Consider the following 15,932-nt stretch of genomic DNA (forward strand, 5'->3'; position numbering starts at 1 on the left):
GGCGTCAGAGAGACGCGCGGTTCAGCAGCCGGTTCTTCACGACGTGCCAGAGCGCCGGACCTGGAGGGCCATCCCCGAACTCGCCCAGGAAGAACGTCACGTCGTCGTGCGCCAGTTCATCGGTGCCCGCGTACGCGTGCAGTGCTGTCAGCAGGCGCTCGGCCACGTCCTCGCATCTGCCGGCGCTCGCGTTGAGCAAATTCTCGATCCCCAGTCGATCAAACTGATGGTCCTCAGGTGAGGCAGTTTCGAGGACCCCATCGGTGATGAGCAAGATGCGATCGCCGCGGGCCACGGTGAAGCGATGGCGGGTGAACTCTGGCGTAAATCCGACCCCGAGCGGAATATCGACGAAGGCCGGGCGGCGCTGCGGGTGTGACGTCTCTGACTGGAGTGACACCCATTGGTGACTCCCGGCGCGATAGAGCCAGCCGACCGGATGCCCGGCATAGCAGACCGTCAGGCGGCGCCGCGGCGGATAGTACGTCAGGAGCACCGCCGTCGTCATCGCACGTTCAGCCTGCTTGTTCAGACGATCGTTGAATCGCGAGAGGACCTTGCGTTCGTCAACCACGTCCACGCTGCGCCGAAGATGGTCGTGAATCTCGCGTCCGATCACCGACACCGTCTCTCCGTGTCCTGCGACATCGGCCAGACACACCCGCGACATCAATCCGGATCCACACACCGACAGGTAGTGAATATCGCCGCCGTGTGCCCCGTCACAGGGACGCGAGTAGAGCACTCCATGCAGGCCGGGCAAGTCCACAAGAGTGTGGGTGACGCCATTGCCTCCGCGGACTTCGCCGCAGGTAAAGCCTTCGCCCAGACGGATTGATGGTTCGGCCATTTGCGTGGAAGTTCTCCGGCGGCTCAGCGCGTCACCGAGCCGAAGCCGCCGCTTTCACGAACGCCCCAAAATCAGCCAACGTGGAGACAGCAGGGTCGAGCACCACGGCCGCCGGCTCGCTGGCGGCGGTGAATCGCATCGTCGTTTCGCGCCCGTCGATCGCCATCTGGCGGACGTTCGGGAGCGCGCCCGCGGCCGACACCAGGCCCACGCCGAGCGACAGCCGGTACGGCTCCGCAGTCTGCGTCTGCCGGACGGTGACCACCACCTCTTTGGCCGTGGCGTCGTAGCGCCACGTGCCGGACAACGCAGGTACGCCTGGGCGGTTCAGCCACTGCCGGAAGAACCACGTCAGGTCCTGGCCGGATGTCTGTTCCATGACCCGGCGGAAGTCATCCGTTGAGGCCGTCGCATTCATGTGTCGCCGGTAGTAGTCGCGGATGCCGCGCCAGAACGTCTCGGTGCCCACCTGCTCGCGCAGCATGTGCAGAATCCACGCACCCTTCTGGTAGACGAGCGCGTTCGTGGGCTCGCGCACCGCGTCGTCATGGTTGACGTGTACGACCGGCGTATTCGGCAGGCTGGTTTCCATCCTGAGAACGGTGGCCCGGCTGCGCCGCAGCCCCTCGGCGAATGCATCGCGCCCCTCGGCGTGTTCGGTGTAGAGCAGCGTGAAGTAGGTGGCGAATCCTTCGCTCAGCCAGATGTCGTTCCAGTCATTCTCGGTGACGGCGTTGCCGAACCACTGGTGCGCCACTTCGTGGACGACCGGGCCGTTGCCGGCCGTGATGCCCTTTTCGCCATAGAAAATGCTGCTGGCATGTTCGGTGCCGCCGCCCATACCGGCCGCTTCCACGTGCGCGAGCTTTTGGTACGCGTACGGCCCCACGTAGTCTGCGAAGAACTCGAACGACCGACGCGCGTCCTTGTCGAACAGCGCAAAACCCTTCTCGGCGTCCTGAGGAAACACCCAGTATTCAAGCGGGACGCCGCGAACGAGGCCGGCGTGCCTGACGGCAAACCGGGCGATGCCCACACTGTAGAGCCACGAAGAAATCGGCACGTCCTGTCGCCAGTGCGTGCGACGCCGGCCACCTTCGAGGTCTGTCTCTTCAACCAGGGCGCCATTGGCGACCACCTGATAATCAGCCCGTGTGGTGATGATGAACTCGCCCGTGGCTTTGTCGGCGACATGGTCGATCATCGGCAGCCACTGCCGCGCGCGGTTGTACCAATTTTCACTGAAGGCGGTGCGCTCCCCGTGGATGTTGTTGATGAGGCGCAGGCCATCGGCGGGAATGCCGCGATACGTGATGGTGAACGTCACATCCTGGCCGGCCGCCACTCCGGCCGGAAGCGTGAGGCGCAGCCGATTCTCGAGATGGGTGAAGGGGACGGGGCCGGCCTGTGACGTCACCGTCGCCACGGTCATGCCTTTGCCGTCGGCGCGCGGGGTGGCCAGGTCAAGCGCGATCTCGCGCAGACCCGCCGTGAGCACTCTTAGCGTGGTCGTGGCTTCGCCCTGGATCTCGTTCGAATCACCGGTCAGCAGCGTGAGACGAAAGACGTAGTGGCGAGCGTCGACGCCGGGCTGGCGTGGGTAGGTGTCTGCGTGTGCGCCGACAGTTCCCGCAAGGGTCAACGCCAGAGCTATGGGGCCGTGCCATCTCGTGTGTCGCATGATCCACCGATCGCAAAAAAAGTGAGGAGTGAATTTAGTCAGGCGCCTGGAGGGGAGCCGTGAACCGAAGGCCGACCCATTCATCTTCAGAGAGACGCGCGTCCAGTTGAGCGCCGAGGTCGGCAAACGCACGCGTGACGGCCTCTTCTTCTTCGCGCGTCACGCCACTGACGATGAGCGTGGCAGAGGGAACTGCCAACTGCAGCAGGCGGCCGGCCATCCGCACCAGCATTCCGCCGGTCAGGTTTGCGAGGACGAGCGTGAAGGGCTCGCCGCGCACCGCAGGCTCACGCTCGATGTCGGCCTGACGGATGTCGATTTCGTCGGAGATGTTGTTGAGTTCCGCGCACTCGCGAGCGGACGTGACGGCGTCGGCATCAAAGTCCACCGCGACCACCGACGCTGCGCCCAGCATCCGCGCGGCAATCGCCAACACTCCCGACCCGGTGCCGACATCAAGCGCACGAGCGCCTGCCATCGACAACTCCTGCAGCAACCGCAGGCACAACCGGGTGGAGGCGTGATGTCCGGTGCCGAAGCCCATCGAGGGTTGAATGACAATGACACCGGCACGATCGGCCGGCAGGTCCCAGGGCGGCGCCACAGTGAGCCGCCCGACCGTGACCGCGGTCAGCGACGCCTGACTGCGTTCGGCCCATTGTTCGTCGGGCACGTCCACCGGTTCAGCGCCACAGGCCAGTGCCGCACGCACATGCGTCGCGGCCGAATCGCGGTCTTCCATCGAGCCAAAAAACACACGGAGGCCTGACGGCACAGACTCGGCTGCGACCGGGCCGAACTCATCCAGTTCGGCCAGTACGCGATCCGGCATCTCGTCGGCGTCCGCCGCGGGATCGCCTGGCCACGTGACATCGAGGCCGGGATACACGCGGGCGGACTCAGCCAAACAGATCCTTCACTCGTTCAAAAAACGGCTTGTCATCGTCCGCCCCTTCGGTGGAACGTGCCTCAAGCGTCTCGATCGGCATCGTTTTGCCGAGTTGATCGATCAGCTTCTTCTGTTCCTTGCTGATCTTCTTTGGCACGTCCACGACGAGACGCACGTGCAGTGCTCCGCCGCCGCGGCCCGACACATTCGGCATGCCCTTGCCTCGGAACGACACGAGCGTGCCGTTGGCCGAACCTGCCGAGACGTTGACGTCGACGGGACCGGCCGGGCCATCCACCTTGAAAGAACCGCCCAGAGCCATGGTGGGGAAGGGCACGCGCACTTCCATGTAGAGATCGTCGCCCTCGCGCATGAATTTGGCGTGCGCCTTCACGTGAATCACCACGTAGAGGTCGCCCGGAGGGCCTCCGGCGGCGCCGTGTTCACCCTCGCCGTGCAGCCGCAGCCGCTGGCCGTCAGAGATGCCCGCGGGAATGCGCACGGTGACGCGCCGGTCTTTCACTACACGGCCGGTGCCTCGGCAGGAAGGGCACGGCTTCGGGATGATCTGGCCGGTGCCACGGCATTGGCTGCAGGGCCGCGAGACCACGAGGAAGCCCTGCTGATATCGCAGTTGGCCGCGTCCGCCACACTGCTGACACGTCTCCCTGCTGCTGCCGGGCGCCGCGCCGGTGGCGCCACACGGTTCGCACCCTTCTTCGCGTGGAATCTGGATCGGCGTCTCTGCGCCTTCGAATGATTCCTCGAAGGAGATTTCGAGGTCGAAGCGCAGATCGCTGCCGCGCACGGGGCCGCCGCGGCGCGCGCCGCCTCCACCAAAGCCGAAAAAGTCTCCCAGGATGTCGGAGAAATCAGAGAACGTTTCGGGGTTGAACCCCTGGCCTCCGCCCTGGCCCGCGCCGTTGACCGCGGCATGTCCGAAGCGATCGTAACGCGCACGTTTGTCGGCGTCGCTGAGTACCGAGTAGGCCTCGGCGCCTTCCTTGAATTTTTCTTCCGCGTCGGCGTTGCCCTGATTGCGATCCGGGTGGTACTTCAGCGCGAGTTTCCGATAGGCGCTCTTGATATCGCTCTCGCTGGCATCGCGCGCTACGCCGAGTATCTCGTAATAGTCACGAGCGCTCACGCTTTCGCCACCTTGACCATGGGAGCCCGAAGCAGCTTTGATCCGATGCGGTAGCCGCGCCGCAGTTCCCCGGTGATTTCACCGTCGGGACGCCCGTTTGCCGGTTCGTCAGCCACCGCCTCGTGCCACTCGGGGTCGAAAGGTTGGCCGATCACGTCCATCACTTCGACGCCGCGCTTGCGCAAGAGCTCGAGCCACTGACGATGGATGAGGGTGACACCCTGAAGGAAGGTGGCCAGTCCGGGATTGCTCCCCGTCGCGGCGGCCGCACTGATCGTACGTTCGAGGTCGTCGAGCACAGGCAGCATCTCGCGCATCAGGTCGGACGTGATGAAGTCGTGCAACTCGCGCCGCTCACGGTCGGTCCGCTTGCGGTAATTGTCGAACTCGGCCGCGGTGCGGAGCAGGCGGTCCTGAAGTTCGTCGCGCTCCTGCTGCAGCGGGTTCTCGGTCGCTGTCGCGGCTTCGGCCGCGCCGTCAGTCATCTCGTCGTTGGTCATCACGAATGTCCTAATTTCCCCAGTTCCCCAGTTCCTAATTCCCCTCGAGCACTCGCGTGACGGCCTGCGAGACGCCGTCCACCACGGTGATGGCGCGCTGATACCGCATGCGGGTGGGGCCGATCACGCCGACGGTGCCGGTACGCTGGCCGTCATGAAACGTCGACGCGACCAGGCTGAACGGATGCATGTCGGGCGACGAATGTTCCGACCCGATCACAACCGTGAGCCCGTCGGCGTCGATGTAGGACGTGAGCAGTTCCACGAGGCGGTGTTTTTCTTCGAGGAGCCTGAAGAGGGCACGCAGCGTCTCGAGCGTGACGTGTTCACGATCCATGGATCCGCCCAGCGCGCCGTCGAACAGGAACGAGACGCCTTGCACGTGCAGGGTGTCTTCGGGCGCCACCTCGTCCAGGCCGCTCTGGGCCAGTCGCAACGCCCGGCTCAGCAGGACGTCGTACAACATCCGCTCTTCGTGCATGCGCGCCAGGATGGCTTCGCGCGCTTCGAGCAGGGTCAGGCCCGCGAATTCCGCGTTGATGTACTGTGCTGCGCCCTCGAGCACCCCCACATCACACGGCTCCTGGGTTTCCACCACCTTGTGGGTGATCTGGTTGCCGGTGGCGACCACGATCACCAGCACCCGATGGCTGTCGAGGCTGACGAAGCTGATGTGATGCAGCCGAGCGGTTGCGCTGGCCGGGGTCATGGCGAACGCGATTTGATGGGAGGCCAGGGCCAACTCGTGCGAGACGTTTTCGAGCAGGCCACCGGCGGCATCCGCGCGCCGTAGCCGATTTTCCAGGTCACCCGTGGATTTGAGCCGGCGCCGCGCCTGCAGCAACGAGTCCACGTACAGCCGGTAGCCCGCATCCGTCGGGATCCGGCCGGCCGAGGTGTGCGGCTGGTGCACCAATCCCTGTTCCTCAAGGCGGGCCAGCAGGTTCCGCACCGTGGCCGAGGAGAGACCCAGGCCCGAGTGTTCGGCGAGCCACGCCGAAGACACAGGTTCCCCCTGCTCGATGTATTCCGAGACAAGGCGCGCCAATATGCGGCGCTGACGGTCTGTCAGGTCGGCAGCCATGGAATCAGTTCTTAGCAGTCCCAACGTGAGACTGCTAATGCAGTATAGCGCAGTCGCCCGTGCTGATCCCTCGGGGTCAATGGTCGTGCTGGTCGCAGAACTCCACGGGAACGGTGCCCACCAGGAACGCCTCTGTGATTTTCTTGGGGCACAGCGGGCCGGCAAGCAGGCCGGTATCCGGGTCGATTTCGGCAAAGACCACGCCGTCGGGCGCGGAAAAACCGACGTTGCCGCGGCCGGCCAGGGCGTTGCGCATGAAAGCCGTCCACATCGGCAGCGCCGCCTGCGAACCGCCAAGGCCAATGGGCTGGTTGTCGTCGAACCCGACCCAGACCACCGTCAGCAACTCGGGCGTGAACCCCACGAACCAGGCGTCACGCAGATCGTTTGTGGTGCCCGACTTTCCTGCGGCGTCGAGGTGAAACCCATTGCTGCGCGCGCCGGCGCCCGTGCCTTCATTCATGACGGCCCGCATCATGTTGGTGACCAGGTACGACGTGTCTGCGCGCGCCACCGCGCGCGACGGGCCGGCAGTCAGCTGTCGCTGTTTTCCGTCTTCAACAATGCGGGTGAGCGCGCGAAGGGGACGGACGGTGCCGCCATTCGAGAAGAGGGTATAGGCCGTGGCAATTTCCACCGGCGACGCCTCGAACACACCGAGGGCGATTGACGGGTAAGCTTTGGCCGGCGTGCCCACGCCAATGCGGGTCCACAACGCGGCCACCTGCTCATAGCCGGTCTGCTCGGCAATTTTGATCGCCACGATGTTGCGCGAGCGCGCCAGCGCACGGCGCAGAGAAATCATGCCGTCGTATTCGTTCTGGTAGTTGCCGGGCTCATAGGGCTGGTCGCCATCCATGAAGATGGTGGGCTCGTCCATGACAAGCGTTGCCGGTGTGGGTTCACTGGCGCCTTCAGCAAACATCCTTTCAAATGCCGCCAGATACACAAACGGTTTGAAGACCGAGCCTGGCTGGCGCCGCGTGGTGACCGCGCGGTTGTATTGCGAGACGTTGTAGGCGCGCCCGCCGACCATCGCCAGGATTTCACCAGTGCGGGGATCGACCGCCACGAGTGCCGCCTGGGCCTGGCCCTTGCGGCGCCGGCCCGCCAATTGCTTGTCCACCTGTGCCAGGCCATCAGCGACGGCTTCCTGTGCCACGCGCTGCAGATGCAGGTCGATGGTGGTGAATACATCAACGGCCGCGCCCTTCTGCAGGAGTCCGGCATACCGTTCGTCCACGAGCTGGCTGACGTAGTCCACGAAGTAGGGCGCCTCGTTCTCGAGCGCGCGCGTGGCCAGGCCCAGCGGAGCCCGCCGCGCGGCAGCAGCCTCGGCTTCCGTGACGTAGGCGGCCTCGACCATCGCCCCGAGCACCACATTCCGGCGCTCGAGCGCGCGTTCAGGATTGCGAAAGGGCGACAGCCGCGACGGCGACTGGATGACGCCGGCGATGGTGGCGGCTTCGGCGAGCGTGATGTTGCGCACATCCTTGCCGAAGAAAATTCGCGCGGCTTCGGCGACGCCGTGAATGGCAAACGGGCCGCGCTGCCCGAGCACCACATCGTTGAGGTAGAGCTCGAGGATCTGGTCCTTGGTGAACCGCGACTCGAGGACCAGCGACATGAACTGTTCCTGCACCTTCCGGCGCATCGTCTTTTCCGGCGTGAGGAACGTGTTCTTGACGATCTGCTGGGTGATGGTGCTGCCGCCCACCAGGTATTCCTTGTCGCCGAAGAGGTTGGTCAGTACGGCGCCGCCCGATCGGATGACGTCAACACCGGGGTGGTCGTAGAAGCGGCGGTCTTCAATGGCGAGCACCGCCTGACGGACGCGGCCGGGAATGGTCGCGAGCGGCGTATACCGCCGCTTTTCGCCGGTGGCGATCGCGGTGAGCATCGGCGCCTCGAGCGTCAACCGCGGAATGGCGCGACCGGTCTCCTGATTGATCAGTTTGGCGATGACGGGCATCTTGCCCTTGGAGAACTCCACGCGGGCCGTGATCGGCTCGTCGTCACGGGTTCGCAGCACCACCACGCTGCTGCCGATCGAAAACTCTCCCGGCTTTTCGGCCACTGTGCGCGAGGCATATCCGACGTCGTTGAGCCGCTGTTCAAGCTGGGCGGGCGTCAACGCCTGATTCGGGCGCAACTCAAATGGCCGGCCGAAGATGCGCGGAATTGCCCGTTGTTCGCCCCCAAGGCGTGCGTCGATCTGGGTGGCGTACGTGGACCAGAGGTAGCCGGCGAAGATCAGCCCGAGCGCGGCGATGCCGCCGCACACAAAAATCACCATGCGCCAGAATCGGCGCCGGGAGTCGTGGGCGGGTTTTCCAGTTTTACGGGGTGCGACCGGCCTGATCCGGGCGGGAGGGCGAGCGTCCATTTCTTGTCAGAAAGTCTACGGCAGAAGGGACCGGTCGCGCCGGGGCTTCGCTTGACACATCACGGCTCGGGACATATTTTCACTTTGTTAATCCGTTGAACGAAGTGTATCCGTGACCATACCACCCGAATTTGCGACTGGCGAGGCTGCCAGCGGAAGTCTCAACACGCGGCGCGTGAATCGACAGCGCTTGCTGGAGGCCGTCCGTCGCTCGGGACCCATTTCACGCGCCGATTTGGCCAAGGCGACACGCCTCAGTCCACCCACCGTCTCCGCGCTTGTGGAGGACCTGCTCCACGAAGTGGGATTAATGCACGAAGTGGGCATGGGGACGTCCCGGGGCGGACGCCCGCCGGTGTTGCTGCAGTTCAACGGCGAATTTGGCTATCTGGTGGGGGTGGATGTGGGCTCGCGCACGCTGCGCGTGGCACTGGCTGACCTGCAGGGCAAGGTGCTGGCCCGCCGCCAGGTGCCCACGGACCCGGCTGGAGGCGTGGCGATCGTCGATCAACTCTGCGCCGTCGTGCGTGAAGTGTTTGCGACCACGCGCCGCGACCCGGCCAAGTTGTACGCCGTCGGTGTCGGCGCCCCGGGCATGACCGACGTCCACGCCGGCCGTGTCATCAGAGCCGTGAATCTGGCCGGATGGGTGGACCTTCCGCTGCGCGACCTGGTGGAGGCGCGACTGGGTGCTCCGGTTCGCGTGGACAACGATGCGAATATGGCGGCGCTGGGCGAACGATGGCAGGGATCCGCGCGGCGGGTCAGCGACTTCGTCTTTCTCGCGCTCGGCGCCGGCATCGGTGCCGGTGTGGTGGTTGGCGGACGGCTCCACCGCGGCCATCACTGGTACGCCGGGGAAATCAGCCACATGAACCTCGACATGCGCGAGTGGCAGGCCGACTTCGGCGACCGTGGCTACCTGGAAAGCCACGTCGGCGCCGCGGCCATCGCCGAATCGCAGCACGCGGACGCCGCCACCATCATCACCGCCGCGCGCGCGGGTGATGCGCGGGCCATGGCCGTCATCGATCAACTGGCCGTCTACCTCGGCACCGCCGTCGCCAACATCGTGGCCGTGCTCGACCCCGCGCTGGTGGTCTTTGGCGGCGGCCTCAGCCACGCAGGCGACCTGCTCATCGAACCGGTGCGCCGCGTGGTGGCGCGCATCGTGCCGAACATGCCCGCGATCGGCATCTCGTCGCTCGGCGACGATGCCCAGTTGATGGGCGCCGTCTACTCGGCGGTAGAGACCGCAGAAACCCGTCTGGCCGCCTGGCTCGGCGCCACATCATTTCCCTCCCGTGCGGTCGGCCGCACGGGCACCCGATAGGACCCCATGCCGTTTTCTCCAGACTACGTACGCATCGTGCTCAACGACAACTTCGAGGATGCCAAGACGCTGTTTCTCGATCCCCTGATGGCGATTCACTACGCGCATCTCGTGATGCTGCACGACACCGGCATTGTGTCGCTCGATGATGCCCGCACGATTCGGCGCGCGCTCGACGGGATCGATCTCGCGGCGGTGCGCGGCGCCGTGTATGACGGATCATGCGAGGATTTGTTCTTTTATCTGGAACGTCAGGTCGTGGCCGCGTGTGGCGATGCCGTCGCAGGCCGGCTCCACACCGCGCGCAGTCGCAATGACATCGACATGACGATGTACCGGATGCGGTTGCGTGAGTGTGTGCTGGGGCTGATCGCGGCGACGGTGCAGTTGCGGCAGTCGCTTGTCGGTGTCGCAGATCGGCATCGGCATACCGTGTTTCCGGCGCACACCCACACACAGCCCGCGCAACCCTCCACGGTGGCGCACTACCTGCTGGGCGCCATTGAGCAGCTCGAACGCGACACCGCCCGTCTGCGGGCCGCGTATGTCTCGGTGAACGTGAACCCTCTCGGCGCATGTGCCATCACCGGTACGGGGTTTCCCATCGATCGCGATCGCACCAGTGCGCTGCTGGGTTTCGACGGCACCACGGGCAACACCTACGGCAGCATCGCAACCGTGGACTACCTCCTGGAAGCGGCAGGGTCGGCGGCGGTCACACTGGTCGGCGTGGGCCGCCTCGTGCAGGACCTGTTGCTGTGGTGCACGATGGAGGTCGGGTATCTGCGGCTCACCGACGGGTTCGTGCAGGTCAGCAGCATCATGCCGCAGAAGCGTAATCCTGTAGCGCTCGAGCACGCGCGTGCGCTCGCATCGAAGGCCTTTGCCCAGGCGGGCGCCATTCCGGTGGCGGTGCACAACACGCCCTTCGGCGACATCGTTGACACCGAGGACGACCTGCAGCCCCTCGTGGCCACGATGTTCAAGGACGCCATTCGCGCGGTGTCGTTGGTGGCCGTCGCGCTGGAAGACGCCGACTTCGATGTGGAGAAGATGCGGCGCCGGGCCGGCGAAAACTGGATTGCGGTGACCGAGTTGGCCGACACGCTGGCGCGAGAGCGAGGCCTGCCGTTCAAGGCCGGTCACACGATTGCCGCGCGCCTCGTCCGCGAGGGACACGGAGATTCTGGCCGGTCGATGGCCCAACTCGTCGCGGAAATTTCGAAGGACGTCACCGGTACCGCGATCGAGTACACCGACGCCGAACTGGCCACGCTCCTCAGTCCCGAGCACTTCGTCGCGGTGCGGCGCACACACGGCGGTCCGGCGCCGGAAGTCACGGCCGCGGCGATTGCCGTGTCACGCGGCCTCCTGGTCGAAGACCTCGCCTGGATTGCGGCCGCGAAGAGCCGCCTGCTCAACGCGGAATCCGCGCTGAAAACCGCGGCGGTGGCGATGGGCTAAAGCTGCACGACGTAGTGCTGGCCCATGTCGAGCGGGAGGCCTTCGATGAGGCGGTCGCAGAGGGCCTGGCCGTAGCGATTCAGGAAAAACGCGAGATCCACGATCCGTTCCTGCGGGTGGCCTTCGGGAAACGCCAGCGCCTGGGTGCGCGTGAATTGACGATGCAGGGTGTCGTGCTTCCGCTTGCTCGCGTGAATGATCTTGGTATGCAGGTGTTTGAGTGTTTCCTGCATGCGTTCGAGCGTGGTGTCGGCGGCGCCAACCAGTGTCGGGTCGATGGAGGGCATCGTGGCCTTGAGCGCGCCGATGCGCGCGCCGATTTCCTGTGACGCGGCGTGTAACGCTTCCTCGACGCCGGCAGGCAGCTGGTGCTCGAGCAGGCGATTGAGGGCCGCCTCGTCGTGCGGCTGCAGCGCTTCAAGCGCCAACTGATACTTCTCGAGGAACCTGACGGCGGCTGAGTCGAGCAAGGTCGCGTTGGCTCGCGGGTACAGCAGCGGCACCTCGACGCCGAAGTCCTGATAAATGGCGCCAAGCTGTGCCTGGTACGCCAGTTCACTCGGCCCCGCGACATAACAGATTGTCGGAAAGAGCCGGTCCTGCACCACAGGCCGCAGGAGCACATTGGGGCTGAAGCGTTCCGGGTGTTCGGCGGCTTCGCGCCGCACGTCCTCCTGCGGGCGCACCGTCTCTCCCATGGCATAGCCGTCGTCTCTCCGCTTGATCGCCACGCGATCGCCGCCGCCGAGATAAAACAACGCCACGCTGTCTTCGCCAGGCTGCACTTGCGGCTCGTGGCCGAGCGCGCGCATGGCTTCGCCTGTGGCTTTCGCGAAGTGCGCGGTGCGACAGGGCGCGTCGAGTTCGCGCGAGAACAGGGACGCGACCAGAGGCTTGGCCGCCGGGTCGGACGCTTCGAACACGACGAGGCCGTACCGGCCAAGCAAATCGTCCAGCCACGACGCGAAGGCCGTGCCCATGCGCTGACCTGGCCGGTAGTGCGCGCGGATTCGCGCCATGAGCTCCGCCGTAAATTCGGTGGTCGGCAGTGCGGCTTCGAGCGCGCCGAGCGCATCTCCGATCCCCTCGTCGAGCACGAGAGCGGCCACAGGCTTGACGCCGGCGCCTTCGAGGTCGTCCAGCGTGATTTCACGCAGCGCCAGATCGGCATCGAGTACGCGCGCGGTGCGTACTTCATCCCAGTCGTGGTCTTCGGCTTCAACCCAGAAGACCGGGATGGCCGCGATGCCGTGCTTGGCCGAGACCTTGCGAGCGAGGCGTATGGCGGTCACGGCCTTTAACAACGTGTAGAGCGGACCGCCGAAAAGTCCGGCCTGCTGGCCGGTGACCACGGCCACCGTGGTGTCGTCACCGAGGCGCGCGGCCGCAGAGCGCGCATGGGCCGGCGCGGCGCGCCGCTCGAGTTGCGCGGTCAGGACTTTGCTGAGCGCGGCGCGGTCACGCGGCGTTTTCTGCACGCGCGAAATCGCCTGCGTCCACGCGTCGGGATCGGCAGGGTTGCCGGCGAACAAACTGGACACACTGGAAAAATCAGAGGAATACGCCGCCACCAGCGGCCGAATCCAGGGAAAGCGCCGGAGATCGATCGAGGCGCGGACCAGTGTGTCGGTAGTGGAATCGGATTGCGCGGGCACGGCAGTCAATTTACTACAGTGGGTCTGTATCGCGTGCTAAAGTGTCATGATCGTTTCAGGAGTTTTAGCGCTGCCATTCGACGACTCCGCCGGATTTACCGCGCCGCCCGCTTTCGGCCCCTTTCGCGTCCTGCACCAGATTGGCAGCGGCGCTCTGGGGCCTGTTTTTCGGACGTTCGAACCCCAGCTTGAGAAACTCGTGGCCGTCAAGGCGTTCCGCCTCGATGTGGTGCCGGAGGTCACCTCGAAGTTGGCCGACGCGCTGCGGCGTTTTGCGGCGACCCCGATCGAGCACCCTGCTGTGGTTTCGGCCCTCGATGCCGGACTGGAGGGAACCACAGCGTTCCTGGCCACCGAGTACGTGGCGGCCGAGACGCTCGACGGAAGGCTTCGGCAGATGGCCCCGGCGCGAATCGAGGCCGCCCTTCCGCTGCTGCACCAGATGGCCGGCGCGATTGAGGCGGCGTGGGCGATGGGCGTGGGGCACGGCTCCCTGCACCCCCGGGACATCTTCGTGCTGTCAGCCGCGCGCGGCAGCGGGCCCAGCGCGACGCGTCTTCGTGTGGCGGGATTTGGCGTGGTACCGGCGTTGGAAGCACTACGCATCCCGGCGCCCATCCGGCGGCCGTATACCGCGCCGGAACGGGCCGAGGGCGGCGACTGGGACATCCGCGCGGACGTGTACTCGCTGGCGGTCATCGCCCACGAACTTCTGACGGGACGCCGGCCCGGCGCTGCCGACGAGCAGGCGGGCGAACTGGCCGCAGGAACATCGGACGAACTGCGCGTCGCGATCCGCCGAGCGCTGTCGGGTGGCTTGGCCGCGGACCGGGGGCTGCGGTTCGCCACGCCGACCGCGTTTGTTGAGGCCTTGACCTCGGGAGTAGAGGTGGGCCCGGTCGTGGTCCCTCTCGGGCATACGCCCTCGTTGTTTGATGTAGATCCGGAGCCTGAGGTGACGAGCGTCAGCGACTCCGTGGCTCACGCCGAGCCGGAGCCCGTGGTTGTGGTGCCGGTGGCGCCGCTGCCGGAGCCCATGTCGTTCCGATCAACGGAACTGCGCCGCCCGACGTTGCCGGACCTGGCCGCGTGGAATGACTCGGCGCCGCCGCGCGGCCGCGGTCTGGTCGCCGTGATCGTGGTCACAGCGGTGTTGGCCGGCACTGGCCTCGGGTACTGGTGGCGAGGACCGGCTGTGGCCGACGCCCCCGTCGCGCAGGAGGCGCCTTCGACGCCGGCCGACGGTCCCGTTGACGCAGGGGGGCCCGCGGCTGCACCGACGCCTTCTGGCGCTGCCGTCGCGGTGACGGCTCTGCCAGCAATGTCGCCCGCGCCGGTCGCCGATGTGCGGCGTGGCCGGCTGCTGGTGCGGTCGATACCGGCCGGCGCATTGGTGTCGGTCAACGGGCGGGCTCGCGGCACGACGCCGGCCACGATTCGTGACCTGTCGTTTGGCACGTACAACGTCGCGGTGTCGCGGTCGGGTTATCAGCGGCGTACGCAGCGCGTGACCGTCAGCAAGGGCTCGCCGGCACGTGACATCACGGTGGAGTTGGTGAGTACGGCGCCGCTTGCGCCGGTGGCCACCACCGGCGCGGTTTATGTTGAGACACGGCCGGCGGGCGCCTCCGTGTCCATCGACGGACGAGTGGTGGGCACGGCGCCGATGCGGGTGCCCGAGTTGTCGCCGGGTCCGCATAGGATTCTTGTGGACATGGCCGGGCACAAGAGCGTGACGACCACCGCCGTGGTGCGGGCCGGCCAGCAGACGCTGGTGCGCCTGTCGTTGGAGATTTCCGTAAGGTAAAGGGTTATGGACGCATTGTTAGCGCTGGAGAACGGCAAGTGGTTTCGTGGGCGGTCTGCGGGTGCTGCCGCTGATACCGCAGGCGAAGTGGTGTTCAACACGAGCCTGACCGGGTATCAGGAGGTCCTCACCGACCCGTCCTATGCCGGGCAGATCGTCACCATGACCTGCCCCGAGATCGGCAACTACGGTGTGAGCGAGGAGGACGTCGAATCCCGCACGCCGCAGATCGCGGGGTTTGTCATTCGCAGCGAGTCGCCCATCGCCAGCAACTGGCGGTCGGAAGGCACGTTGCGCGACTACCTCGTGCGTCACAACATCGTGGCCATTGCCGACATCGACACCCGCGCGCTGACTCGTACGTTGCGCTCGGGCGGTGCGATGCGTGGCGTGATCGCCACCGGCAACGGCCACAAGCCGGAGGATTTGGTGGAGCGCGCTCGCGCCATTCCGAAGATGGAAGGGACAGACCTCGTGCGCACGGTGACGTGTGCCGAGGCATTTGACTGGGCCGGCGGCACCGGACCCGACGGGTTCGTGGTGGCGTCGGGTCACAAGGTCAAGCGGCCCCTGCGCGTGGCCGCGTATGACTTCGGCATGAAATGGAACATCCTTCGCCGCCTGACGGCCCACGGCTGCCAGGTGCGTGTGTATCCGGCGACGGCGCCGGCCAGCGAGCTCCTGGCCTCGAAGCCGGATGGGATCTTCCTCAGCAATGGCCCCGGAGACCCCGCCGTGCTCGACTACGCCATCGCCAATACGCGGGCACTCGTGGATGCCGGCGTGCCGGTCTTCGGCATATGCCTGGGCCATCAGGTGCTGGGCCTCGCTCTGGGCGCGCGGACGTTCAAGCTCAAGTTTGGTCACCGCGGCGGCAATCATCCCGTCAAGGACCTGAAGTCAGGCAAGATTGAAATCACGTCGCAGAACCATGGGTTTGCGATCGATCCTGAATCGATTCCCCCCGACGTGCAGGTCACGCACCTGAACCTGTACGACGGCACGATTGAAGGCCTGCGCCACACCACGAAACCGGTGTTCTGCGTGCAATACCACCCTGAAGCGGCTCCCGGGCCGCACGATGCCGACTACCTGTTTTCGCAGTTCGTAGATGCGATGGAAGCCACGGCCTGAGT

The 15,932-nt window shown here is 65.8% G+C and carries 12 protein-coding genes; 4 read left to right on the forward strand and 8 right to left on the reverse strand.

Going from position 1 to position 15,932, the window contains the following annotated elements; all coding sequences use genetic code 11:
* Positions 1-4: 4 nt before the first annotated feature.
* The 7 genes from IPL75_10595 to IPL75_10625 all read right to left on the reverse strand — a co-directional run bounded on the left by IPL75_10595 (position 5) and on the right by IPL75_10625 (position 8,447).
* Positions 5-850: a serine/threonine-protein phosphatase gene (locus tag IPL75_10595; protein ID MBK9240690.1), complete on the reverse strand. Its 846-nt coding sequence runs from the start codon at positions 848-850 to the stop codon at positions 5-7.
* A gap of 31 nt (positions 851-881) precedes the next feature.
* Positions 882-2,531 carry a M1 family peptidase gene (locus IPL75_10600; GenBank protein ID MBK9240691.1) on the reverse strand — a complete coding sequence of 550 codons (1,650 nt, stop codon included), beginning with the start codon at positions 2,529-2,531 and terminating at the stop codon, positions 882-884.
* 34 nt (positions 2,532-2,565) lie between these two features.
* A complete protein-coding gene (locus tag IPL75_10605) occupies positions 2,566-3,438 on the reverse strand; it encodes a 50S ribosomal protein L11 methyltransferase (protein MBK9240692.1) in 873 nt (290 codons plus the stop codon).
* Positions 3,431-4,567 (reverse strand): molecular chaperone DnaJ, encoded by a 1,137-nt coding sequence (gene dnaJ / locus IPL75_10610; GenBank protein MBK9240693.1) that lies wholly within the window; start codon positions 4,565-4,567, stop codon positions 3,431-3,433. The genes IPL75_10605 and dnaJ overlap by 8 nt, the downstream gene beginning before the upstream one ends.
* Positions 4,564-5,067, reverse strand: a complete 504-nt coding sequence (locus IPL75_10615) for a nucleotide exchange factor GrpE (GenBank protein ID MBK9240694.1) — start codon at positions 5,065-5,067, stop codon at positions 4,564-4,566. The genes dnaJ and IPL75_10615 overlap by 4 nt, the downstream gene beginning before the upstream one ends.
* A gap of 34 nt (positions 5,068-5,101) precedes the next feature.
* Positions 5,102-6,151: a heat-inducible transcription repressor HrcA gene (hrcA, locus tag IPL75_10620; protein MBK9240695.1), complete on the reverse strand. Its 1,050-nt coding sequence runs from the start codon at positions 6,149-6,151 to the stop codon at positions 5,102-5,104.
* A 76-nt stretch (positions 6,152-6,227) separates the two neighbouring features.
* On the reverse strand, positions 6,228-8,447 hold the full coding sequence (locus IPL75_10625; GenBank protein MBK9240696.1) for a PBP1A family penicillin-binding protein: 2,220 nt from the start codon (positions 8,445-8,447) through the stop codon (positions 6,228-6,230).
* Positions 8,448-8,712: 265 nt separating this feature from the next.
* On the opposite strand from IPL75_10625, the gene IPL75_10630 reads away from it, so the two are divergent.
* Both IPL75_10630 and argH read left to right on the forward strand, forming a co-directional pair.
* Entirely contained in the window at positions 8,713-9,870 is a 1,158-nt protein-coding gene (locus IPL75_10630; protein ID MBK9240697.1) for an ROK family transcriptional regulator, read from the forward strand.
* 6 nt (positions 9,871-9,876) lie between these two features.
* Positions 9,877-11,334 carry an argininosuccinate lyase gene (gene argH, locus IPL75_10635; GenBank protein ID MBK9240698.1) on the forward strand — a complete coding sequence of 486 codons (1,458 nt, stop codon included), beginning with the start codon at positions 9,877-9,879 and terminating at the stop codon, positions 11,332-11,334.
* Here the strand turns inward: argH and bshC are convergent.
* Positions 11,331-12,989, reverse strand: a complete 1,659-nt coding sequence (bshC, locus tag IPL75_10640; GenBank protein MBK9240699.1) for a bacillithiol biosynthesis cysteine-adding enzyme BshC — start codon at positions 12,987-12,989, stop codon at positions 11,331-11,333. The two genes, argH and bshC, sit on opposite strands and share 4 nt — an antisense overlap.
* A gap of 46 nt (positions 12,990-13,035) precedes the next feature.
* Between bshC and IPL75_10645 the strand changes: the two genes are divergently transcribed.
* Both IPL75_10645 and carA read left to right on the forward strand, forming a co-directional pair.
* Complete coding sequence (locus IPL75_10645; GenBank protein ID MBK9240700.1) at positions 13,036-14,796, forward strand: PEGA domain-containing protein; 1,761 nt, start codon at positions 13,036-13,038, stop codon at positions 14,794-14,796.
* Between the two features lie 6 nt (positions 14,797-14,802).
* Entirely contained in the window at positions 14,803-15,930 is a 1,128-nt protein-coding gene (carA, locus tag IPL75_10650) for a glutamine-hydrolyzing carbamoyl-phosphate synthase small subunit (protein MBK9240701.1), read from the forward strand.
* The last annotated feature ends 2 nt before the right edge of the window (positions 15,931-15,932 follow it).

The organism is Acidobacteriota bacterium (genome assembly GCA_016716905.1).
In the GTDB taxonomy this organism is placed as follows: domain Bacteria; phylum Acidobacteriota; class Vicinamibacteria; order Vicinamibacterales; family SCN-69-37; genus SYFT01.